This window comes from Stappia indica (assembly GCF_020177335.1).
In the GTDB taxonomy this organism is placed as follows: domain Bacteria; phylum Pseudomonadota; class Alphaproteobacteria; order Rhizobiales; family Stappiaceae; genus Stappia; species Stappia indica_B.
Window position 1 is genome coordinate 421,525 of the sequence record NZ_JAIVMG010000003.1, and the last position, 23,011, is coordinate 444,535.

Below are 23,011 nucleotides of genomic sequence, written 5' to 3' on the forward strand. Positions count from 1 at the left end.
TCCCGGAATGGCGGGCGGCGGGTGCCTGCCGCTTCTGCCTGCCATTACGTCACCTTCAAAGCCAATATATTCCGCAAACGTAAGCGTCAAGATCGAACTGTTCCGGACCGGTGTCGCGCGGTGCGGCGGGGCTCTGCTTGCGCAGTGACGCGGGGCTGCAAGTTTACGCTGCGTTTACCATAAGTTTCTGCCCCTTAACGGCCTGTTTACCATAAGCGGCGACAGTTTCATGAAAGGTCCCTCGGATCGCGCGTCGTCGCGGTGTCGTCCGGACGAAAATCATTCTTGCGTCGCAAGGCGCGCCCAACTCAGGGTAACGAGGACCGAACATGTCCTGGACTGCGCGAAACAGCGATCACCGAGGCGGCGAGATGGATGCCGGTCCCGACCGCGAGCCGGGACGGGCCAGCAGCGGATGGGCCGGCGATGCGTGGTACGAACCGCAGCACCGGGCACCCTTGTGGCAGCGCGAGGCCAGTGCCTCGGCGCAGGCCAGCGACGATGGCGGCCGGACCGACCGGGCGCGGGCACGCGACCAGTTGTCCGATGTTGCCGATGCGCTTCAGCGTTTGATGGACGTTCCCGCCGCCACGGTCGAGGTCGCCGCTCCCAATCGCCAGGCCCGCCGCGCGGCGGCAGCGCGGGCGCGCGGTGAGCGCGGCGCTTCCGAGCGGCAGCAGACACCGCCCGTGGCACCCGTCCCGGCGGATGCGCGCACCAGCCGTATCGAGGCGGTCTTGAAGGCGCTCGACCGGCTTGATCGGCGGGTGGACGATCTTTCGCATGCCGCTCCGGCGCAAGAGCGCGCACCGCAGCCTCGGCACACTGCCGAGCGGGCACCTTCGCGCCTCGACGGCTATGCCGCTGCCTCAGCTTTCCAGGGCGATGATCATACGTCCCGGCGTCAGGACGAGCGGCCCGCAGAGTTGCTTCGCCAGCGCGTCGCCCGTGATGAGGACCGCCGTTCCGATCGCTACGCCGGTGAGCGGTATCGAGACGATGGCTATGCCGGCCAGCGGCCGGCGACCGGTGGCTATGACAACAGCCGCTATGTGCCGCATCGTGACGCCGCCAGCCAGAACAGTGACCACTACCGGGACGACCGCTCCCGGGATGAGCGGTATGACGACGACCGGTATGGCGGCGGCTATGGCCATGGCCGGGCCGATGCCGCCTTCGCTCCGTCCCGCCCCCGTGAGGCTGTCGATCTGGCATCGGATCCTGGCGCGGGGCTGCGCCCGCTGTTTCAGGACCTGTCGCGCAAGATCGAGGCTGCCCGCGCGCCGCAGGAAGAGGCGCTTGGCGTCCTGCGTCAGGATATCGGTGCCCTGCGCGCCGTACTGATGGAGAGCCTTGCCAATGACCGGAACCGCGCCGCCCCGCGCGATACGGGCGAGTTGCGCCGCCTGTCCGACGCGGTGGAGCGCATGCGGGCGGATCGCTCGGACCTGCATCTCGCCCGGGAGCTGCGCGCCGAAATCGGCGACCTGCGCGCCCTGATCGGGCAATCGAATGTCGATGGCATGCTGAAGTCGCTGGAAAGCGGCTATGCCCATCTGGTGCAGCGGCTCGATGAGCTGGCGCGCGGCCAGGCCGATCCGCAGCTTGTGGACACGCTTTCCCTGCGCCTTGGCGACATCGAAGGCGCTCTGCGCATCGTGCCCCGGGCCGACCAGTTGATGGCGCTCGACGATCGGGTCGCCGATATCGGTCACCGGGTCGAGGAGCTGGTGCGTCGCTCGGGTGGCGAGGGGCTGGGGTCCCTCAAGGCGGAAATCCGCGCCGTGCGCGACGTGGTCGAACAGATCGACGTGCGCGATCTGATCAGTGGCATCGATGAACGGCTGCATGCCCTGTCCGACCGGTTCGATGCACTCGACCGGCTGGCGGAGGACCAGCGCAACATCTTCCATCGGCTTGATGCGATGGAAGACCGGGTGCCGAGCGCCGGGACCTTCGACCGTCTGCAGGACCGGCTGGAGCAGATCTCCGGCATGTTGTTCGAGGATCGGGCGGCACGCGAGGTCGAGCCGGATCCGCGTCTTGACGAGCGTCTGGGCGAGATTGCCGGCCGCTTGCAGCGGATCGAGAACGCGCGGCAGATGCCGCCGAGCTACGATGCCGCCTTCACCTTGCTGGAAAAACGCCTGATGGCGATTGACGGCAAGATTGATGCGATGGAGCGTCCGCAGCAGGTGACGCTGTCGTCCGAAGGCCAGCAGGCGGCAATAGAAGCGGATCTGATCGCCCGGCTGGAAGCGGGCATTGCCCGGCTCAACGACCGTTTCGAACACAGCAGCGGCAGCGGCCCCGGAGCGTCGGAGCTGGAGGCGCTGCATCGCGAGATTGCGGATTTGCGCGAAAGCGTGTCCCGCCCGGCGCTCAGTGCCGATCTTGAGGCTCAGCTGCGCGACCTCGCCCAGGCGGTCGGTCGTGGCGCGGTGTCCGACGATGCCAGCGTGCTGGCCCAGGTGGAGGACAAGATCGCCGCGCTTGCCGGCAAGCTCGATGCGGCGGAAAGTGGGTTTGCCCGGCTCGATCAGGTTCAGTCGCAATTGGCAGGCCTTGGCGGTTCCGGTGCGGGCGCCGATCCGAACGCGGCGATCGCTGACGCCCTGCGGACCGATCTGCACCGGCTGATGGACGCGGCGACCAGCTCCGAACAGCGCACGCGCGATACCATGGACAGCGTCCAGGACATCCTCGCCTCCATCAATGCCCGGCTGTCGGCGCTTGAAGACCCGATGGGCGAGGCAGGTTCGGTCCGCTCAGGCGTGTTGCACGACGATGACCGGCCGCTGGAGCCCGGTTCGGGCAAGCCCGAGCCTCGGGAGAAGCCGCAGGCCAGGGCGCGGATGGAGATGCCGTTGGCGGCGTCGGTCCGGCCCTCGGCACGCGATGACGCGGCGCGCCGTGCTGCGCAGCAGGCGGCGGGCGATGGTTCGGGCAAGGATGCGCGGGACCGCAAGGCTGATTTCATTGCTGCGGCCCGCCGGGCGGCTCAGGCCGCCTCCGCCCAGGCCGGGGAGCCGAAGACGGCACCTGTTGCCGGGCAGGGCGAGAGCGGCGGGACGGCCAAGGCAACCGCTGCCGGCTGGCTGCGTTCGCGCCTTGCCGGACGGCGCAAACCCGCCGCTGGAGAGGAGTCGGTTGCGGCGCCCTCCGAGCCCCGCGTTGAGGGTAGCGTTGGCGAGGATCGCCGCAGCGGATCGCGTAAGGCGGCAGCGACTGCGCCGCTGCGCGTCGATCCGGCCATGGATGACCTGCGGGCCGAGCCACGGACCAAGGATGCCGAGACGCCGGCCGCCGCTGATGACACGACCAGGAGCGGCCGCAGCCTGTTTTCGCCCGGTGGCCGGCGGGCGGTAATGCTCGCCGCCGCCGCGGTGGTGATTGCCATTGGCGCACTGCAGATCTTCAAGCAGGCAGGACCGGGCGCCTCCGATCCTGCGGCAGGCGATGCCCCGGCGGTTGCCGAACGCACCATCGAGGGCGAGGCGGTGGAGACCGCGCGCGCCGCAGCGGATGCGTCTTCCGGTCCTGCTGCGACGGAGGCGGTCGGGCCCGCGCGCGCCAGTGCCACGACGGCACCGGCCAGTGCACCGGTCAGCGCACCGGCCGGCCCGGAGGCTTCGGCACCGCAAACCAGGCAGGCGAGCGCCGCGAGCGGCTCCGCGCAAGGAACGGCGGAGTCCCTGGCAAATCTCGGTACGCCCGGGGTGGCCTTCGCGCCGCCGGGCGCGGCGAGCGGCGCCTTCGTGCCGGAGCTCGACAGCATTCCGGCCAACCGTTTCCAGGCGCGCGCACCTGGTGCCGACATCAGCAACCTGCCGACGGAGGTGGGGTCCGTGGCGCTGCGTCAGGCGGCAGCGGCCGGCGATCCGGCGGCCAATTTCGCCATCGCCGTGCATTATACCGAAGGCAACTCGGTCAAGCCCGACCTTGCCAGAGCAGTGGAGTATTACGAAAAGGCAGCGCGGGCTGGGCTCGCACCGGCGCAATACCGGCTTGGCAGCCTTTATGAAAAGGGCCGCGGCGTGGCCCGCGATCTTGCCAAGGCGCGTGAATGGTACGGGCGGGCGGCGGAAGCGGGCAACGCCAAGGCGGCGCATAATCTGGCGGTGCTCTATGCCGAAGGCCTGTCGGGCGAGCCGGAATTCCGCGATGCCGCCTACTGGTTCAAGAAGGCTGCCAACTTCGGCCTTGCCGACAGCCAGTACAATCTTGGCATCCTCTATGCGCGCGGCCTCGGTCTGGAGAAGAACCTGATCGAAAGCTACAAGTGGTTCGCACTGGCCGCGCAGCAGGGCGACCGGGACGCGGGCAACAAGCGTGACGAACTGGCGAACATGCTGTCGAAGGAAGAGTTGGCCGAGGCACGGCTGGCGGTCGAGACCTGGAAGCCGGCGCCGCGCGATCCGGCGGCGAACGAGGTCGACATGAAACCGGCTTGGGATGCGCCGGCGGAGACCGTCTCTCGGGCAAACCTGACGATGGATCCGGTCGCGCTGGTGATGCAGGCGCAGGAGCTGCTGATCAAGCGCGGCTTCGATCCGGGCACGGCGGACGGGCGCGTGGGGCCACGCACCCGCGAGGCGGTGCGGGCCTTCCAGATGACCGCTGGCCTGCCGGTCACCGGAGAAATCGACGCGGCGCTTTTGAAGGCGCTTGCCGCTCAGGCAATCTGACCGGCAAGGGCGATCTGACGGGCAAGCTCCGTTCGTGCCGGCAAGGGGCCGGCATGCCGGCCGGGAGGAAAGCTGCGATACGCGGCATTCGGCGTTGACAGCCGTTCCACGACAGCGCTTTATCTTTGAAGAGTGCTGTCTTTCTAGGGGGTTGCGGTCACGATTCCGTGTTCACCCGCTGGCGGGGAGGAGCCGGCGCCGTCTTTTGGAACGTCAACGGAAATCGGTTGACGTTCCAAAAGACGTCCGTTTCAGGCAAACTGAAGGATGCCTCCGCGCCGCGGCCAGGCGCGGCGGATGTCACTCCAGGGCTTTGGCGCTGGGCCTTGCGCTCTTCGTCGGGGCTGACCGTTCCAACGACCAACATGCCGCCCGCGCCAGGGAGCGGCGAAGCCGCCGGTGTCTCGTGCAAATTTATCTGCCCATCGCCGAATTGCCCGTCAACATGTTCATGTTGTTCGGGATGGGGGGCGCCGTCGGGTTCCTGTCCGGCCTGTTCGGCATCGGCGGTGGCTTTCTGCTGACCCCCTTGCTGATCTTCTCCGGCATTCCGCCGGCGGTCTCGGTGGCGACGGTGACGACCCAGGTGGTTGCCTCCTCCGCCTCCGGCGTCGTTGCCTATTGGCGCCGCAAGATGATCGACTTCAAGCTGGCGGTGATGCTGCTGGTCGGCGGTGTGATCGGCTCGGCGATAGGTGTGTGGCTGTTCGACGTGCTGCGCAGCCTCGGGCAGCTCGATCTGGTGATTTCCCTGTCCTATGTCACCTTCCTCAGCACCATCGGCGGGCTGATGCTGGTGGAATCCCTGCGCTCCATGGCGCGGCGACGCTCGGGCGCCCTGATGCCGGCGCGCAAGCCGGGCCAGCACAACTGGGTGCATGGGCTGCCGTTCAAGATGCGCTTTCGCCAGTCGCGTCTTTACGTCAGCGTGATCCCCATTGTCGTGCTCGGGGCGATCATTGGCTTTCTCGGCGCCGTGCTCGGCATCGGTGGCGGCTTCATGATGGTGCCGGCACTGATCTACCTGCTCCGGGTTCCGACCAATATCGTCATCGGCACCTCGCTGCTGCAGATCCTGGTGACGATGGCGGCGGCGACCTTCCTGCATTCGGTCTCCACCCATTCGGTCGATATCGTGCTGGCGTTCACCCTGATGGTGGGCGGGGTGATCGGTGCCCAGTTCGGCGCGCGCATGGGGCAGAAGCTGCGCGGTGACCAGCTCCGTCTCTTGCTCGCGCTGCTGGTTCTGGCGGTGGGCATGCGCTTCGCGGTCAATCTGCTGATCGAGCCTGAGGAGCTTTATTCCATCTCCGTTGTCGAGGAGGTGGCATGATGCGGCGCGTGTGCTCCTTTTTGCGACGTCAAGCCGGCGGAGCGCTGGCCGGCGCCCTTGCCCTTGCCCTGATCCTCCTCCCGGTTTCCGGCAAGGCGGAGAACCTCGTGGTTGACCTGTCCGATGACACGATCAACATCGAATCCAATTTCACCGGCGCCAACATTGTCGTCTTTGGCGAGATCGTCCGCGACGCGGCCACCGTCGGCCGGCCCGAGCCCTATGACCTCGCGGTGATCGTCTCCGGACCGCAAACCCGGGTGACCACCCGGCGCAAGGGGCGTTTTGCCGGGATCTGGGTCAATCGGGATGCGGAAACCTTTCTGGAGGTGCCCAGTTTTCTCGTCACCCACACGTCAAGGAGCGCGAACGAGATCGCCCCCCGTCCGGTGCTGGAGCAGCACCGCATCGGCCTGTTCAATCTCAATCTGCCGATCACCGGGGACTCCGGTGTGCCGATGAGCGATCGCGACAACTTTCGCCGGGCCTTCCTGCGTCTGCGCGTGGACAGCGGTCTTTATGCGGAGCGGTCCGGGGTGATCGAGTTTCTCAGCGATACGCTGTTTCGCACCACCGTGCCGCTGCCGGCCAATGTGCCGGTCGGCAATTATACGGTGACCACCTATCTGCTGCGCGGTGGGGCCTTGCTGGCCTCCAATGAGCAGTCGCTGGTGGTCGCCAAGACGGGGTTCGAACAGCTCACCTACCGGCTCGCCTACAATTACGCGGCCCTTTATGGCCTCCTGGCCATTGCCCTTGCGGTGTTCACCGGCTGGCTCGCCGGTGTGATCTTCCGCCGCGATTGAGGGGGCTTGCTGAGGGGGGCGCTCAGTCCTTCACCAGGCGCGAGGCGGTGAAAGGGTAGAGCCGCGCCTCGCCCAGCATGAACACGGAAAAGGCCTGGGTCGGGAAAATCTCTGTCCAGGCTTCGTCGAGCACGTTGAGCCCGCCGGTGAAGACGCCGAAGGCCGGCAGCACCAGCCGGTGGCCGTTGGTGGCGAAGCAGGGGCGGCGCACGGCACGGCCGTAGCGGCGCACCCGCGCCGCCGGGTGCAGATGGCCGGAAATCTCGCCCGGTTCGGCATCGGCCCGCGGCTCATGGCGGAACACCAGCCCGCCGAGTGCCACCTCTTCGGCCGTCTCGCCGCACAGACCGATCGGGGCGATCGGATCGTGATTGCCGGTGACCCAGATCCATTCCCGCCCAAGTTGCAGGGTGGTCAGCATGGCGCGGTAGCTGGCGGGCAGCCGGTCGGAACCATCGGCATCGTGAAAGCTGTCGCCAAGGGCGATCACCCGGCGCGGCTGGAAGGCCTCGATCACCTCGGCAAGCTTTTCCAGCGTCGCGGCGGTGTCATAGGGAGGCAGCATCACGCCCTTGCGGGCAAAGCTTGAGGCCTTCTCGAAGTGCAGGTCGGTGACGATCAGCGTATCGCCGTCGGGCCACCACAGGGCACCGCTGTCATGCAGCCCAACCAGTTCGCCCGCGATTGAAATATCGTGGCAAACAGGCGCGAAACGGCGCGTCTGTAGCTGGGCAGAAAACGACCTCACCGCATAGCCTCCCTGACAAGATCGTCCGCTGCATCGGCCAGAAGGGCTTCCTGAGCATCCCCGAAAATCGGTTCCTTGCCGATATCCAGCAGCACCGGAACCGCCAGGGGAGAGACCCGGGAAAGCGCAGCGTGTGCGATTTGATGACGGATTCGCCGCAAGAGTTGCCCCAGGCGGGAAATGTCCAGCAGCCCCGTCGCCGCATCCTGCCAAGTGGCCTGAAGCAGGATGTGATTCGGTTCGTGCTGGCGCAGCACATCGTAGATCAAATCTGTCGAAACGGTTACCTGCCGTCCGGATTTTTCCAGCCCCGGATGGCGTCGTTCGATCAGCCCGGCGATCACCGCGCAGCTTCGGAACGTGCGCTTCATCAGGCTGGAACCGGCCAGCCAGGCATCCAGGTCGTCGCCCAGCATGTCCTCGTCGAACAGCGCATCGAGCGACAGCCGACCATCGCCGATCATCGCGCCGAGATCGCCGAGCCCCCAGATGCCGAGCGCATAGTCGCTGGCGACGAAACCGAGCGGGTGTGCGCCGAGCCGTTCCAGCCGGCGGGTGAGCAGCATGCCGAGGGTCTGATGGGCCAGCCGTCCCTCGAACGGGTAGCACACCAGATAATGCTTGTTGGCGCGCGGGAAGGTCTCCACCAACAGGCCCTCGCGCAGCGGCAGCCGGGAGTGCTGCCGCTGCAGCTCCAGCCAGTCGCGCACCTGCTGCGGCAACGCATCCCAGCTCTCCGGATCGGCCAGCATCTCGCGCACGCTGGCGGCCAGATAGGTCGAGAGCGGGAACTTGCCGCCCTGATAGGAGGGGATCATCGGCGCGTCGGAGCGGGCGCGCGACACATAGGCCTCGTTCTCGCGGATCGTCTCGAAGCGCAGGATCTCGCCGGCGAAGAGGAAGGTGTCGCCCGGGGCGAGCTGGTCGACGAACCATTCCTCGATCTCGCCCAGCATCCGGCCGCCGCGCCCCACCGGCGTGCGCCGGCCTTCGGCGCGCGAGCGCACCAGCCGCACCTTCAGCATCGGCGCCTCGACGATGGTGCCCACATTCAGCCGGTATTGCTGGGCAAGGCGCGGATGGGCCAGCCGCAAGCGGCCGTCCGGCTGTAGTTTCAGCTTGGCATAGCGCTCGTAGGTCCTGAGCGCATAGCCGCCGGTGGCGACGAAGGCGACCACCTGATCGAAGGCCTCGCGCGGCAGCGTCCGGTAGGGTTCGGCGGAGGTCACTTCCGAAAACAGCTCGTCGGGCAGGAAAGGGGCGGCGCAGGCGCAGCCGAGCACATGCTGGGCCAGCACGTCGAGCGCGCCGCTGCGCAGCGGCGGGGTGTCCTGTTCGCCCCGGTGCGCCGCGGCCAGCGCCGCCTGGCATTCCAGCACCTCAAAGCGGTTGGCCGGAACCAGGAGCGCCTTGGAGGGCTCGTCCATGCGGTGGTTGGCCCGGCCGATGCGCTGCGCCAGCCGGCTGGCGCCCTTCGGCGCACCCACATTGATCACAAGGTCCACATCGCCCCAGTCGATGCCGAGATCGAGCGAGGAGGTGCAGACGATCGCCCGAAGGCTGCCATCGGCCATCGCCGCTTCCACCTTGCGCCGTTGGCCCACATCCAGCGATCCGTGGTGCAGGGCGATCGGCAGCGTGTCCTCGTTGATCCGCCACAGGTTCTGGAACAGCGCTTCCGCCTGGCTGCGGGTGTTGACGAAGACCAGGCTGGTGCGATGTGCCTTGATGGTGCGGTAGATGTCATCGAGGGCGTAGCGGGCCGAATGGCCGGACCAGGGCAGGCGTTCGCCGGAGGCGAGAATGCCGATATCCGGCCGCACCCCGCCGTCCGCCACCACCCAATCGGCGAGGGCCCGGGGCGTGTCCGGCTCTTGGCCCACCAGATAGGCGCGCAGATCCTCCGGTTCGGCGACGGTGGCCGACAGGCCGATGGTCCGCAAGCCGGGGGAAAGCCTTCGCAGGGCGGCAAGACCGAGGGAAAGCAGATCGCCGCGTTTGGAGGTGACCAGCGCGTGCAGCTCGTCGAGGATCACCGTGTCCACATCGGCGAGCATCGCCCGGCCTTCGGGATCGGACAGAAGCAGGGCGATCTGTTCCGGCGTGGTCAGGAGGATGTCGGGCGGCTGCCGCTTCTGCCGCTGACGCTTGTGCGTCGGCGTGTCGCCGGTGCGGGTCTCCACCTTGATATCCAGCCCCATGCCGGAAATCGGCGCTTCCAGATTGCGGGCGATGTCGACGGCAAGCGCCTTCAGCGGCGAGATGTAGAGGGTGTGCGTGCCTGTCCGTGACCGGGCCGCGCCGGCCGTCTTCTTCTTGCGCCGCGACAGGGCAACAAGGCTCGGCAGGAACCCGGCAAGGGTCTTGCCGGCGCCGGTCGGGGCGATCAGGAGAACTGACCGGCCTTCTGCCGCCTTTTCCAGAAGGGCGAGCTGATGGGCGCGGGGATTCCAGCCACGCCCGGCGAACCAGTCGGAAAAGCGCTTCGGCAGCAAGGGATCGGCGCGGGCGTCCATGCGCCCAGAGATAAGCGTTGGCGGGCGGCGCGTCGAGAGGGTCGCGGCATGGCCACGCATCCGCAAAAGGCAGACCTGCGGAAGGAGTTGCGCCCGCAGGCCGCTGCCGTAAACTCGCCGCCATGAGCGAGGGCCATCTCCAGCTTGCCAGGGCGGGGCTTTATTGTCCGGCTGGCGGGTTTCACATCGATCCGCTGCGCCCGGTGGAGCGGGCGATCATCACCCATGGCCATGCCGATCACGCCCGCGCCGGTCATGGCGCGGTGCTGGCGAGCGCGGAAACCCTGGCGATCATGGCCGCGCGCTACGGGCCGGAGTTTGCCGGCCGCACTGAGGCGCTCGTGCCCGGAAAGCGGCTGTCCATCGGCGGTGTCGGCGTTTCGCTGCATCCGGCCGGCCATGTGCTCGGCTCCATGCAGGTGCGCCTCGACGTTGCCGGAAGGGTGACGGTGGTCTCCGGCGATTACAAGCGTCAGCCCGACCCGACCTGCGCGCCGTTCGAACCCGTGCCCTGCGATGTGTTCATCACCGAGGCGACCTTCGGACTGCCGGTGTTCCGCCATCCGCCGGCGCGAGCGGAGATCGGCCGGCTGCTGGCCTCGCTGGCGCTCTTTTCCGACCGGACGCATCTCGTTGGCGCCTATGCGCTGGGCAAGGCGCAGCGGGTCATCGCAGAATTGCGCGGTGCCGGATACGACCGGCCGATCTATCTGCATGGGGCGCTGGAGGCGCTTTGCGCCCTCTACGCAGCGCATGGGGTGGCGCTGGGGCCGCTGGAGAGCGTCGGCGAGCGCGGGCGGGAGCTGGCCGGCGAGATTGTGTTATGTCCGCCCGGGCAACTGGCGGACCGCTGGGCGCGGCGCTTCGGCGACCCGGTGCGCGTGGCGGCGAGCGGCTGGATGCGGGTGCGGGCATGGGCGCGTCAGCGCGGCGCGGAGCTGCCGTTGGTGATTTCCGATCATGCTGACTGGGACGGCCTGTGCGCCACCATCACCGAGACCGGGGCGGACACCGTCTGGGTCACCCATGGCGCGGAGGACGCTCTTGTGCATTGGTGCGGGAAACAGGGATTGAATGCCCGGCCGCTCAACATGATCGGCTATGGTGACGAGGATGGAATCGCGCGGTCGGATACCCTGTCCGGGCCGCGATGAAGGAATGAAAGGGCGGGCGATGGCTGAGGACACCGTGCCACGGGATGACAACGAGATCGCCAGTGAGGCGGAGGCGGCGATTGCCGAGCTGTTCGAGGCCTATAGCGCTGGCTTCGACGATTATGACGGCGAGGCGGTGGCCGACTGTTTTGCCTTTCCCGCTGTCATCTGGCAGTTCGGCAAGGGCAATGTCTTCGTCGATGAGGAGGACCTTCAGGAGAACATCGAAAAGCTGTTCTCCGCGTTGGAGAAAGAGGGCGTTGTCCGCTCCGAATATTCGGTGCTGTCGGCCCATGTCAGCGGCGAGGTGGCGCTGGTGTCGCTCGCCTGGGTGCAATCCGATGCCAATGATGAGCCGGTGTTCGAGTTCACCTGCCATTACCAGCTTCTGTTCGACGACGATGAATGGCTCATCGCCATGATCGTCAACGAGCACTGATCCCGGCGGGCGGGGCGGGAGATGCTGCGTTTCGCCGCCCTGCTCGACCGCCTGTCCAGCGAGCCGGGGCGAAACGGCAAGCTGGCGCTTCTGACCGACTATTTCCGCACTGCGCCCGATCCGGCGCGCGGCTATGCGCTGGCCATGCTCACCGGGTCTTTGCGCTTTCGCCATGCCCGCCCGGCGGTGCTGCGCGCGCTGGTGGCCGGGCGGGTCGATCCGGTGCTGTTCGAGCTCTCCCATGATTTCGTCGGTGATCTCTCCGAGACCGTCGCCCTGATCTGGCCGGCGCCGGAGGCGGCGGAACGCAATGCCCCGCCGCTGCCGGAGGTGATCCGCCAGCTTGCCGATGCCCCGCGCGGCGCGGCGGTAGCCGAGCTTCTGGCCGGCTGGCTCGACGGGCTCGACGAGACCGGGCGCTGGGCCTTGCTGAAGCTGGTGACCGGCGGCTTGCGCGTCGGGGTGTCCGCCCGGCTCGCCAAGACGGCGGTGGCCGGGCTGGGCGAGCTGTCAGCCGATGACATCGACGAGGTCTGGCACGGGCTGTCCCCCCCGTACGAGAGCCTGTTTGCCTGGGCAGAGGGACGTGCCGGACGGCCCGTCACCGATGATCCTGTGCCGTTTCGCCCGCCGATGCTGGCCCATCCGCTTGGCGAGGCGGATCTGTCCGGGCTCGATCCCGCCGATTTCGCCGCCGAATGGAAATGGGACGGGATCCGCGTGCAGGCGGCGGCGGCGCCCGCTCCCGGCGGCGGCAGCCGGCAGCGGCTTTACAGCCGCGGCGGCGAGGATATCACCGCCGCCTTTCCCGATCTGGTCGGCAGTTTCGACTTCGAGGCGGTGCTCGATGGCGAGTTGCTGGTGGTGATCGAAGGCGAGGTGTGCAGCTTCTCCATGTTGCAGCAGCGGCTCAACCGCAAGACGGTTTCGGCCCGGCTCCTGGAAAGCCACCCGGCGGCGATCCGCGCTTATGATCTTCTGTCGCTGGAAGGGGAGGACCTGCGGCCTCTGCCGTTCGACCGGCGCCGGGCGCTGCTGGAGCGTTTTGTCCATCAGATCGTCCATCCGCGCATCGACCTGTCGCCGCTGGTGCCGTTTGACGATTTCGCCGCGCTTGAGGCCGCCCGCGGCGATCCTGGCCTGTTGCATGGCGGGCGGGACGCGGCGGCCATCGAAGGGGTGATGTTGAAACGCCGCGCCGCGCCCTATCTGCCCGGCCGCCCCAAGGGGGAATGGTACAAGTGGAAGCGCGATCCCTACCGGGTGGACGCGGTGCTGATGTATGCGCAGCGCGGGCGGGGCCAGTACTCCTCGTTCTACTCCGACTACAGCTTCGGCGTCTGGCGGGAGGGGCCGGAGGGCGCGGAGCTGGTGCCGGTCGGCAAGGCCTGTTTCGGCTTGACCGATGACGCGCTTGCCGAGATCGACCGGTTCGTGCGGGCGCATACGGTCAATCGCTTTGGCCCGGTGCGCGAGGTGGCGCACGAGGCGGAGACTGGGCTTGTGCTGGAGGTCGCCTTCGAGGGGTTGAACCGCTCCAGCCGGCACAAATCGGGGATCGCCATGCGTTTTCCGCGCCTTGTCTGCCTGCGCCGGGACAAGCAGCCCCATGAGGCGGATCGGCTGGAAACCCTGTTGGCGCTGCTGCCGGCCTGCGACCGCAGCGCATGACGAGGCTTGATTGCCGCGCCGCCCCGTCGCAGGGTGGCCGCTGATTTGCCCGCCGACGAAAACGGATCTCTCATGCAACACGTGATCGACTATTTCTACACCCATGCCTCGCCTTGGGCTTATCTCGGCCACCAGACCTTTCTGGCGCTCGCCGATGCCCATGACTATGCGGTGCGGTTTCGCCCGGTGTTGCTCGGCCCGGTGTTTTCCGAGACCGGCGGCCTGCCGCTGGCCAAGCGGCATCCGGTGCGCCAGGCCTATCGCCAGGTGGAGCTGCAGCGCTGGCGCGCCAAGCGCGAGCTGCCGCTGACCCCGCGGCCGGCCCATTTCCCGACCAACCCGGCTCTGGCCGACCGGATCGCCCTGGGGCTGGCGATGGATGGCGGGCCGACCGGCGCGTTCTCGCAAGCCGTGTTCGAGGCGCTCTGGGCCGAGGACCGCGACATCGCCCGCGAGGAGGTTCTGCGGGCGATCCTTGAGCGGCTCGGTGTCGATGCCGACAAGGCGATCGATCATGCCAATGAAAAGGACTGCGTCGCCAGATACGAGCAGAATCAGGAAGACGCGGTCATGCTTGGCGTGTTCGGCTCGCCGAGCTATGTGCTGCATGGCGAGGTCTTCTGGGGACAGGACCGGCTGGACCTGCTGGACGATGCCCTGACGAGCGGGCGCGGACCCTATCTGCCGGACTAGCTGTGCCGGACGGTGTTTCACGGTGGAATTGCATGGTCGCGCTTTTGCCACGAGATGCTGTCATGCTCTGTCCTCAGATGCCCGGCCCGGAAGAGATCGGGCCGGCAACTGGCGAACGGAACGAGGAACAAGGACGATGCGTACGAAAGCCCTCGGATGGATGACCGTCGCCGTGATCGGCAGCGGGCTGGTCGTCGGACCCGCCATGGCCGACAGCGCGGACCGACCCTCTGTCGATCCGGATCGCTATGTGCTGAGCCCGGTGGGGGAAGACGGGTTTCTGCGGCTTGACCGGCAAAGCGGCCGGGTCGCCGAATGCCGCAAGGCGAATGCCCATTGGCGCTGTCTTGCCGTGCCCGACGCGCAACTGGCGATGGAGCTGGAGATCGAGCGGCTGACCCTTCAGGTGGCCGAACTGCGCGAGGAAAACGCGGCCTTGCGCGCCCGGCTCAAGGGCGGGCCGGAGAAGGACGGCAAGGGAAGTGGTGGCCTGTCGCCGGAGGACGAGAAGGAACTCAACAAGGCGCTCGACTTCACCGAAACGGCGATGCGCCGCTTCTTCGGCCTGATGAAGACCCTGCGCGAGGAGTACGAGGGGCTGCAATAGCCGCGCTGGCCGGGGTCGCCCGGAGCCCTTCCGGCGGCGTATGTCTCGCCGCCGCCGGGAGAGGGAGATCTGGCGCTATGCCTTCATGACGCTCTGGGCGATCGCGCTGCGCACGCTGTCCTCCAGCGGCACTGATTTCCGGTGTTCCAGATCCATGGCGATGACCACCGCGTCGCACACCGCTGCCAGCCGCTGGGTTCGTGTTTCGAACAGGTGATGGCGGAAAGAGAAGGTGGAGCGGGCGGCGCCGGTCAGCCCGCTGACGCACAGCACCGGCTCGCCGGGCTTGAGCGGGCTGGCCCAGACCAGCTTCATTTCCACCGCGACCCGGCCAAGCCCGTGTGTCTCCAGCCAGTCATCGGTCATCGGCGTCATGTTCCAGACATGGGCCGCCGCTTCGGTGAAGCGGGCCAGGGCGAAGGCATCGTCGGCGCGTCCGTCCGGTCCCGCGTGCCGGGGCAGCACGGTCGACCGGTTGACGATCCGCCCGCCGGCGGCCTGCAATTGGGCCGGGGACAGGGAGGTCACCTGCTGGGCGGCGGACAGCCCGCGCGGCAGGGCTACCTCGGGCATCGGCGCGCTGTGATCCTCGAACCGTCGGCGCAGCTCCCGCGCCATGCTTTCGGCCGGGGCGTAGCCATCCGTTGCCGTGGCGGCCAGCGCGCCATCGCGGCACCGCCGCAGCTCATGCACCACCGTCAGCATGTAGGGACCGTCGAAGGCCACATGTGAGCTGGCGATCAGCGCATCGCCCAGATGCAGCTCGCGATGGTAGCGCACATGGCGCGCGCGCCGGGCGCCGGCAAGCGCGTCGGTCAGCCCGGTGATCAGGCGGAACTGGCGGTCGGCTTCATCAAACCGCTCGAAATAGAACTGCACATTGAGGTGATTGTTTTCATCGCATTCCCAGCGGTTCACAAAGGAATACAACGTCTCGACAGCGGCCATTCACGGCTCCTCGGGAGCAAAGAGGGAAAGGAGAAGGGGACGAAGTGGGGAGGGGAAGCTGGCCCGGCTAGGGTTCGCCGAGCGCTTCATGCAGGAAGCCCTCGATCCGCCGGTTGCTGTCCGCGGCGATGGTCAGCGGGAACTGCTGGAAGACGTGGCAGCCATCCGGATAGAGGGCAAGCTCGGTGTGGTTGCCGGCCATACGCCAGCGCTCGGCCATGAACAGCGTGTCATCGAGCAGCGGATCGGCGGTGCCGACCACGAAATGGGCCGGCGGCAGGTCGGAAAGGTCGGCCATCAGCGGCGAGATATCCGGCAGGGCGGGATCATGCCCATGTGCGAGATAGTGCCGGACGAACATGGTCAGATCGCGGGTGTTCAATACCAGCTTTTCGGCTCCCCAGCGCCGGGCGCTGGGGGTCAGGCGCAGGTCGAAGCAGCCACAGCCGAAGACGACGGCCTTGTACGCGCTGGCCAGTCCATGACCGTCCCGCAGCCGGATCAAGGTGGCGGCGGCAAGATTCGCCCCGGCGGAATCCCCGCCCATGGTCAGCTTGTCGATGCCAAGTTCCAGCCGGCCCGTCTCCACCAGCCATCTGGCGGCGGTCTCGCAATCGTCGAGCCCTTGTGGATAGGGGTGTTCCGGTGCCAGCCGGTAACCGCAGGCCACACCGATCAGCCCGGTCGCCTCGGCGATCTCCTCCAGCCGCATGTCATGCTCGTCGGCGCCGCCCAGGGTCCAGCCACCGCCATGCAGATAAAGATAGGCGCCGGTCGCCGGCCGGGTGCGCGGGGCAAGGATCCGCAAGGGGATCTCGCCATGCGGCCCGGCGATCATCCGGGTGCGCGCATGGGAGGAGCGCTGGGCGGGCGGGAAGGGGCCGTTGCCTTCGGCCCGCCGCTCGCGGATCACCGCCGGCGGGAAGGACCATTGGTCCGGCAGCAGGGCGAGGCGTCTTGCAAGTTCGCGGTTGAAGCTCCGCGCCTCGTCATTCCCGTCGTCGGAGGGAAGGGGGTGAAAACCGGTGACAGTCATTCGGCCCGGGCCTCGATCTGCTATTGCCGCAAGGCGGCCATCACCTCGCGGAGTTCAAGAACCGGACCCTAGTCCGTGCGCCGGGGCCTGCCAAGCCCTGCCAAGCCCTTGAGGGGGCGAAAGGTTCTTTCGCCACAAACGCAATTGCAGCGCGCACCGTCCTCCAGGGGGCGGTCGCGTCAACCGCTTGCATGGCAGGGGCGACCTTCGCATACTTTGCCCCGTCAACGGGCAATGGTGTGTGAATGATGCAGCGACGCAGAGGCGAACCGGTTGAAACATGGACCTTCGAGGATGACGGGCTGACCTTGCGTCAGCGCATGGGCCGTCTGGTCGCAAGGACGCAAGGACGCGGATTTTATCCGGTCGGCCGTTGGCTTGACGACTGGCTGGCGGAACAGGGCGCGCGGGACGGCGAGCTGACCGTCTTCCTGCGGCACACCTCCGCCTCCCTGACGGTGCAGGAAAACGCCGATCCGGATGTCCAGGACGATCTGCTCGATGCGCTCGACCGGCTGGCGCCGGAAGATGCGGGCTGGCGTCATTCGATGGAGGGGCCGGACGATATGCCTGCCCACGTGAAAACGGTCCTGACCGGTGTCAGCCTGCAGATCCCGGTGGTTGCCGGCCGGCTCGATCTGGGCACCTGGCAGGATGTCTATGTGATCGAGCACCGCACCGAGCCACATCAGCGCAGCATGACCTTGCGCTATCTGGGCACCTGAGGGCGGCACCGCCGCGCCCCATGGACGGCGCGGCGACACGTAAATCTGGCGAAGCCTCAGAGCGTTCCGGTAAAGCGTCGGCCCGCCTCGACCAGGGCGGCGGCAATGCCCGGTTCGCTGGCGGCGTGGCCGGCGTCCTCGACGATGCGCAGTTCCGCTTCCGGCCAGGCGGCGGCAAGGTCGATGGCGTTTTTCATCGGCGTCACCACGTCATGGCGGCCGTGGATGATCACGCCGGGGATCTTGCGGATCCGGTCGACATTGCGCAGCAACTGGTCGTCATGCTCGAAAAAGCCGCCATTGGCGAAGTAATGCGCCTCGATCCGGGCAAAGGCGAGAGCGTAATGCGGGTCGTCGAAGGCGTTGACCCGGTCCGGATCGGGCAGCACCGACAGGGTGCTTCCCTCCCAGGTGGCCCAGCGACGTGCGGCGGCAACGCGCAAGGCGGTGTCCTCGCCGGTCAGGCGCTTGTGATAGGCGGTCAGGAGGTCGCCGCGTTCCTCGGCCGGGATGAAATCGCGATAGGCGGCGAAAAGATCCGGATAAAGCCAGCTTGCGCCCTCCTGATAGAACCACTGCAACTCGGCCCGGCGCAGCATGAAGATGCCGCGCAGCACCAGCGCGCTGACCCGCTCCGGGTGGGTCTGGGCATAGGCGAGCGCCAGCGTCGAGCCCCAGGAGCCGCCGAACACCTGCCAGCGGTCGATGCCAAGGTGCGTACGCAGCCGCTCGATATCGGCGACCAGATCCCAGGTGGTGTTTTCCCGCAGCTCCGCATGAGGCCTGGAGCGGCCGCAGCCGCGCTGGTCGAACAGCACGATGCGATAGATCTTCGGATCGTGAAAACGGCGCATGATCGGACCGGCGCCGCCACCCGGGCCACCATGCAGCATGACCACTGGCTGGCCGTCCGGATTGCCGCATTCCTCGAAATAGATCTCATGCAGATCGCTCACCTTGAGCTGTCCGCTGTTGTAGGGCTCCGGCAACGGGTAGAGCGAGGCGGTCATCGGGAGATCCTTTGTTGAAAAAAGAGAGGGCGGCGTCGCCATGTCAGCGCAGCAGCAGCGCGGCGGCGGCGGCGACGGCGGCGGCGGGCAAGGAAAGAACTGCGGTGGCGCAGAGCCAGATCAGATACGATCCATAGGTGGTGTGGTCGTGCCCCGCAAGCCGCTCGAACAGCGCGGCCGGAACCCCGGCCAGCACCACGGTGACGCCGGCGCCGAGCAGATAGGCGAGAAAGGCGATGAGCGGTGCGCTGGTGAGCAGCAGCCCGGGGGCGAGCAGGATGATGGCGGCGCTGGTCTGCGGCAGCAGCAGCGGGTTGAACAGCCCGTTGATGAGCGCCAGCCCGGCAATGGCAAGGATGATCGAGGAGCGGCCGGGCATGGTCAGCCGGCCTTCATGGTGAGGAGCCCGGCGGAGGCGAAGCCGGCGACCAGGGCCACCCGGACGATGATCAGCCAGATCAGCGTGAACGCCAGCAACAGGCCAGCGGGCACGCTGGCCGGGGTGACCAGGCGCACGGCGGCGATCGCCGGATCGGTCAGGCGGACAAACGCCCGCTGAATGAAATGGCCGCTGCCGCCGCCGAGCCAGGCGGTGAGCACGATGCGGCCGAGAAGGCTGTACATCAGGGCCGCCAGGGCGAAGTTCAGAAGATGAAAGATCCAGTCGGCCACGGTTCGGTCCGTTGTCGGGAAAAGGCCACGGGCGGCGGCGCCGCCCGTGGGTCGTGTCGGGTCAGGCGGTGCGGTCGCGCATCACCGGACCGCCCGAAGGGCGCCGGATATCGTCGATCAACGCCTGCACCTCGCTGGAGGGGGCCGGCGTCAGCAGGCTGACGAGGATGGTGACGACGAAGCCGATCGGCAGGCCGAAGACGGCGGCGGAGATGTTTTTCACGCCATACCACTCGGGCATGCCGCCATATTGGGTCATGACCAGATAGTAGAAGGTCACGCCAAAGCCGGCGATGATGCCGGCGATTGCCCCGGCGGAGGTGCAGCGCCGCCACCAGATGCCGAGCACCAGCACCGGGAAATTGCCCGCGGCCGCCAGCGAAAAGGCCCAGGCCACCATCGACAGGATGTCCGCCGGACGGGTCGAGGCCACATAGGCGGCCAGCACCGCCGCGCCGAGGAGCAGCAGCCGGGCGATCAAGAGGCGCCGGCTGGCCGGTGCGCGCCGGTCGATCATCCGGTAGTAGACGTCGTGGCTGAGGGCATTGGCCAGTGCCAGCAGAAGCCCGTCCGCCGTCGAGATGGAGGCGGCGAGGCCGCCGGCGGCGACGAGCCCGGCGATCACGTAAGGCAGGCCGGCGATTTCCGGGGTGGCGATGACGATCACGTCCCGGTCGATCGCCAGATCCGGCAGCCGCAGGATGCCCTGGTTGCCGGTGACCTCGGCGCAGGCGGCCTGTACCGCTTCGACCGAGGCGGCATGGGCGCCGCAGATGTCGACCAGCCCGAGCCGTCCGTAGGTGTAGATCCATTCCGGCAGCGCATCGAGCCCGGCGCCGATGACGTTCTGGTAGACCTCCAGCTTGGCGAAGGCGGCATAGGCCGGCGCGGTGACATAGAGCAGGAAGATGAACAGCAGCGACCAGCCGACCGAGCGGCGCGCGTCGCGCACCGAGGCGGTGGTGAAATAGCGCATCAAAAGATGCGGCAGCGAGGCGGTGCCGATCATCAGACAGGCGATCAGCGCGAAGAAGTTGAACGGATCCAGCGAGGTAAAGGGCGCAAGATGCGGCTTCAGCGTTTCCGCCGTGGCCAGTCCGCCCGCCAGCAATTGCTGTTCCAGAACGGTGATTTCCTGAAGCACCGCGCCATAGGTGATCTGGGCGATGGGCAGGCCGAATTTCTGCGCCGACAGGATCGCCACCGGCAGCATGTAGGCGATGATCAGCACGAGATACTGGGCGACCTGGGTCCAGGTGACCGCGCGCATGCCGCCGAGCATGGAGCACAGCAGGATGCCGGCGAGACCCACATAGATGGCGATTTCGAAGGGAATGCCGAGAAAGCGCGAGGCGATGATGCCGGTGGAGTAGATCTGCGCCACCACATAGGTGAAGGAGCAGGCGAACAAGACGACGATGCCGAGCAATCGGGCGAGATTGCCGCCGAACCGGGCGGCGAGGAAATCCGGCACGGTATAGGCGCCGAACTTGCGCAGGTATGGCGCGACCAGCACCGCCACCAGCACGAAGCCGCCGGTCCAGCCGAGCACATAGGCGAGGCCATCGTAGCCAAGCGCATAGAGCGTTCCGGCCAGGCCAACGAAGGAGGCGCCGCTCATCCAGTCGGCGGCGGTCGCCATGCCGTTGTAGATCGCCGGGACCTGGCGGCCGGCGACGTAATATTCGCTCACCTTCACCGTGCGGGTGACGATGCCGATGCCGGCATAGACCGCAAGGGTGAAGAACACGAACAGATAACCGATGATCCGGTCGGGAACGCCGAGCTGTTCCAGAACGGCAAGCAGGATGACGAAGGCGACGAAACCGCCGGCATAGGTGCCGTAGATCCGGCCCAGATTGTTGAGGAAGGTGTCTTCCGGGGACGGCAGTCTCATAGTGGCATCTCTCCCCGCACGGGTTCGGGTTCGGCGACACCGGCGTTCCGGTCAATCGCTTCCTGACGTCCGCAGAACCAGAAGATCAGCGCGACGAAGACCACGAGCGAGCCCTGTGCCGCCATGTAGAAGCCGAGGGGGAAGCCGGCGACGGTGATGTCGTTCAACTGGAAGACGAAGCCGTGCACCAGAAAGCCGAAGACGAACCAGACCGTCAGGGTGCCGATCGCTAGCCGCACTGTCCGTCCCCACCAGAGCGTCTCTCCCGGCGTGCGCTGCCTCGGGCGCTTTGCCATACGTGTTTCCTCCCTCTGCATTCCATCCTCTGCGCTTCGGTGCCCGGACCGGCGCCCGAACCGCACATGGCTCCTCCCATGAGCCTTGTGCGAACGCTAGCATCCGAAGCGCAATGATGTTTATACGACTTTCAGAAAGCCGAAATCTATGAGAATACGAAGGAAAGATGGCCTGTTTGCCGAAGGGCGCGCCGGCATCCGGCTTGAAGGTCCGATGACCCGCCGGCGGATGCGGCGTTCGGCCGGTGAGGTGGCGGCGATGCCGGTTGGCCTTGAAGCGCTGCGCGCGAGCGACAATAATGCGGCAGCTTGTGTCGTTTCGTTTGCGCAATTTAAGGGTGTGGAATCAGTGTCTTCGCGGTTCCGCTCGCAGTCCGCACGATACTTGCGCAACAAGCCGGACGAAGATGCCGGCGATGAGGGGAGGAAACACGGGTGACGGAAAGCGCGGCCTATCACTTTGTCATCGCAGACGATCATCCGCTGTTCCGCGGCGCCTTGCGTCAGACCATCGAGTTGCTCTACGCCGGCGCGACCATTTCCGAGGTCGGAACGCTGGAGGACGCGGCGTCCGTTCTCGACAGCCAGGATGAAATCGACCTGGTTCTACTGGATCTGTCGATGCCCGGCATGCGCGGTTTTTCCGGGCTGATGTATCTGCGGGCGCAGTATCAGGGCGTGCCGGTGGTGATCGTCTCGGCGACCGAGGACCCGCCGACCATTCGTCGCTGCATGGAACTGGGTGCCTCCGGCTTCATTCCCAAGTCGCTCGGCATCGAAGTGATTCGCGACGCGGTGGCCGAGGTCATGGAGGGGGGAACCTGGACCCCGCCGGATGTGGATCTCAGCGAGGAGGACGGCGAGATCGCCGACATGCTGCGCCGGCTGGCAAGCCTGACGCCGCAGCAGGTGCGGGTGTTGATGATGCTGTCGACCGGCCTGCTCAACAAGCAGATCGCCTATGAGTTGAGCGTCTCCGAGGCGACCGTCAAGGCGCATGTCTCGGCGATCCTGCAAAAGCTCGGCGTCGACAGCCGCACCCAGGCGGTGATCGCCGCCGCCAAGATCGAACAGGGGCAGTGGCCGGCGGTACCTGTGCGTTAGCGGGGCCTCCGCCTACGCACCAAGCCGTCTAGGGCGTCACCCGGGCTTCCGGGAGCGGATAACCAAGGCCACCGCGTGAGCCGAATTTCCCCTGGTGGCATTCGCTGCAGGCGGTGATCACATTGACCGCCATCGGCGCCCCGTTCGGCATGACCGCCATGTAGAACCAGTCGCCGGTTTCCGGCGAGCGGCCCGCCTCGACCTTCTGCATGATGAACAGCGGCCCCTTTTGTGCCTTGCCGTCGTCGTTGACGGCGAAGCTTTCCTTGGCGATCACCGTGCCCGGCGGAATGGTGACGTTGTCTTCCTTGAACTTCAGATAGTCCGGCGCGCCGATCTCGTTCACGTAGGTGAGCAGAAAGCGGCCGCCATGGAAGCCGGGGGCGGCGGGAAAGGTGCTGGCGGGCGCCCAGGAGCGGTAGTCATTGACGAATTCGGCGGGGATCCAGCGCTTGTCGCCGGTCTTGTAGCCGGCGAGCAGATCGTCCTTGAGGCAGTCGTAGACCGCGGCCGCCTCGGCGCCGGTCAGCTCGGTGCCGGCCTTGCCCGGATCGCAGGTGGCATTGGCCGTCCCGGCCATTCCGGCGGCTCCGGCCAGAGCACCGATCAGGCCGGCCAGCGCCAGCGGTCTCATACGGGATTTCATCGTGTCACGTCCTTCAGCTCGT

Annotated in this window: 20 protein-coding genes; 10 read left to right on the forward strand and 10 right to left on the reverse strand. The window is 67.0% G+C overall.

Annotation, left to right across the window (positions count from 1 at the left end; all coding sequences use genetic code 11):
- Positions 1-329: 329 nt before the first annotated feature.
- From LC062_RS06290 to LC062_RS06300, 3 genes are all read left to right on the forward strand, one after another.
- Positions 330-4,688 (forward strand): peptidoglycan-binding protein, encoded by a 4,359-nt coding sequence (locus LC062_RS06290; protein ID WP_224910174.1) that lies wholly within the window; start codon positions 330-332, stop codon positions 4,686-4,688.
- A 406-nt stretch (positions 4,689-5,094) separates the two neighbouring features.
- Complete coding sequence (locus LC062_RS06295) at positions 5,095-6,021, forward strand: sulfite exporter TauE/SafE family protein (protein ID WP_224910175.1); 927 nt, start codon at positions 5,095-5,097, stop codon at positions 6,019-6,021.
- Positions 6,018-6,827 carry a TIGR02186 family protein gene (locus LC062_RS06300; RefSeq protein ID WP_224910176.1) on the forward strand — a complete coding sequence of 270 codons (810 nt, stop codon included), beginning with the start codon at positions 6,018-6,020 and terminating at the stop codon, positions 6,825-6,827. The genes LC062_RS06295 and LC062_RS06300 overlap by 4 nt, the downstream gene beginning before the upstream one ends.
- A 22-nt stretch (positions 6,828-6,849) precedes the next feature.
- On the opposite strand, the gene pdeM is transcribed toward LC062_RS06300, so the two are convergent.
- On the reverse strand, positions 6,850-7,575 hold the full coding sequence (gene pdeM / locus LC062_RS06305) for a ligase-associated DNA damage response endonuclease PdeM (RefSeq protein ID WP_224910177.1): 726 nt from the start codon (positions 7,573-7,575) through the stop codon (positions 6,850-6,852).
- Positions 7,572-10,091, reverse strand: a complete 2,520-nt coding sequence (locus tag LC062_RS06310) for a ligase-associated DNA damage response DEXH box helicase (protein ID WP_224910178.1) — start codon at positions 10,089-10,091, stop codon at positions 7,572-7,574. Before LC062_RS06310 ends, pdeM begins: the two co-directional genes overlap by 4 nt.
- A gap of 122 nt (positions 10,092-10,213) precedes the next feature.
- Here LC062_RS06310 and LC062_RS06315 point away from each other — a divergent pair, with 122 nt between their 5' ends.
- The 5 genes from LC062_RS06315 (at position 10,214) to LC062_RS06335 (ending at position 14,655) form a co-directional block, all read left to right on the forward strand.
- The gene (locus LC062_RS06315) at positions 10,214-11,245 is read left to right on the forward strand and encodes a ligase-associated DNA damage response exonuclease (RefSeq protein ID WP_224910179.1); all 1,032 of its coding nucleotides are present in this window, start codon (positions 10,214-10,216) and stop codon (positions 11,243-11,245) included.
- 19 nt (positions 11,246-11,264) lie between these two features.
- Positions 11,265-11,684 carry a nuclear transport factor 2 family protein gene (locus LC062_RS06320; protein WP_224910180.1) on the forward strand — a complete coding sequence of 140 codons (420 nt, stop codon included), beginning with the start codon at positions 11,265-11,267 and terminating at the stop codon, positions 11,682-11,684.
- Between the two features lie 21 nt (positions 11,685-11,705).
- Positions 11,706-13,355: a cisplatin damage response ATP-dependent DNA ligase gene (locus LC062_RS06325; protein WP_224910181.1), complete on the forward strand. Its 1,650-nt coding sequence runs from the start codon at positions 11,706-11,708 to the stop codon at positions 13,353-13,355.
- 72 nt (positions 13,356-13,427) lie between these two features.
- Positions 13,428-14,048 (forward strand): 2-hydroxychromene-2-carboxylate isomerase, encoded by a 621-nt coding sequence (locus tag LC062_RS06330; protein WP_224910182.1) that lies wholly within the window; start codon positions 13,428-13,430, stop codon positions 14,046-14,048.
- Positions 14,049-14,184: 136 nt separating this feature from the next.
- Positions 14,185-14,655, forward strand: a complete 471-nt coding sequence (locus tag LC062_RS06335; protein ID WP_224910183.1) for a hypothetical protein — start codon at positions 14,185-14,187, stop codon at positions 14,653-14,655.
- 75 nt (positions 14,656-14,730) lie between these two features.
- Here the strand turns inward: LC062_RS06335 and LC062_RS06340 are convergent, their stop codons facing one another.
- Together LC062_RS06340 and LC062_RS06345 are read right to left on the reverse strand one after the other, a co-directional pair.
- Entirely contained in the window at positions 14,731-15,603 is an 873-nt protein-coding gene (locus tag LC062_RS06340) for a thioesterase family protein (protein ID WP_224910184.1), read from the reverse strand.
- Between the two features lie 67 nt (positions 15,604-15,670).
- Positions 15,671-16,639 carry an alpha/beta hydrolase gene (locus LC062_RS06345; protein ID WP_224910185.1) on the reverse strand — a complete coding sequence of 323 codons (969 nt, stop codon included), beginning with the start codon at positions 16,637-16,639 and terminating at the stop codon, positions 15,671-15,673.
- Positions 16,640-16,959: 320 nt separating this feature from the next.
- Between LC062_RS06345 and LC062_RS06350 the strand changes: the two genes are divergently transcribed.
- Complete coding sequence (locus LC062_RS06350) at positions 16,960-17,364, forward strand: secondary thiamine-phosphate synthase enzyme YjbQ (protein ID WP_404829689.1); 405 nt, start codon at positions 16,960-16,962, stop codon at positions 17,362-17,364.
- A 56-nt stretch (positions 17,365-17,420) separates the two neighbouring features.
- Here the strand turns inward: LC062_RS06350 and pip are convergent, their stop codons facing one another.
- The 5 genes from pip to LC062_RS06375 form a co-directional block, all read right to left on the reverse strand.
- The gene (pip, locus tag LC062_RS06355; RefSeq protein WP_224910187.1) at positions 17,421-18,374 is read right to left on the reverse strand and encodes a prolyl aminopeptidase; all 954 of its coding nucleotides are present in this window, start codon (positions 18,372-18,374) and stop codon (positions 17,421-17,423) included.
- A gap of 43 nt (positions 18,375-18,417) precedes the next feature.
- On the reverse strand, positions 18,418-18,753 hold the full coding sequence (locus tag LC062_RS06360; RefSeq protein WP_224910188.1) for a hypothetical protein: 336 nt from the start codon (positions 18,751-18,753) through the stop codon (positions 18,418-18,420).
- A gap of 2 nt (positions 18,754-18,755) precedes the next feature.
- Positions 18,756-19,046, reverse strand: coding sequence for a YggT family protein (locus LC062_RS06365; RefSeq protein WP_224910189.1), 291 nt, complete (start codon positions 19,044-19,046; stop codon positions 18,756-18,758).
- A gap of 61 nt (positions 19,047-19,107) precedes the next feature.
- Positions 19,108-20,943 carry a sodium:solute symporter family protein gene (locus LC062_RS06370; protein ID WP_224910190.1) on the reverse strand — a complete coding sequence of 612 codons (1,836 nt, stop codon included), beginning with the start codon at positions 20,941-20,943 and terminating at the stop codon, positions 19,108-19,110.
- Positions 20,940-21,239 (reverse strand): DUF4212 domain-containing protein, encoded by a 300-nt coding sequence (locus LC062_RS06375; RefSeq protein WP_224910191.1) that lies wholly within the window; start codon positions 21,237-21,239, stop codon positions 20,940-20,942. The genes LC062_RS06370 and LC062_RS06375 overlap by 4 nt, the downstream gene beginning before the upstream one ends.
- Positions 21,240-21,674: 435 nt before the next feature.
- On the opposite strand from LC062_RS06375, the gene LC062_RS06380 reads away from it, so the two are divergent.
- The gene (locus LC062_RS06380) at positions 21,675-22,343 is read left to right on the forward strand and encodes a response regulator transcription factor (protein WP_224910192.1); all 669 of its coding nucleotides are present in this window, start codon (positions 21,675-21,677) and stop codon (positions 22,341-22,343) included.
- A gap of 28 nt (positions 22,344-22,371) precedes the next feature.
- On the opposite strand, the gene LC062_RS06385 is transcribed toward LC062_RS06380, so the two are convergent.
- Positions 22,372-22,989, reverse strand: coding sequence for a cytochrome P460 family protein (locus tag LC062_RS06385; RefSeq protein ID WP_224910193.1), 618 nt, complete (start codon positions 22,987-22,989; stop codon positions 22,372-22,374).
- Between the last annotated feature and the right edge of the window lie 22 nt (positions 22,990-23,011).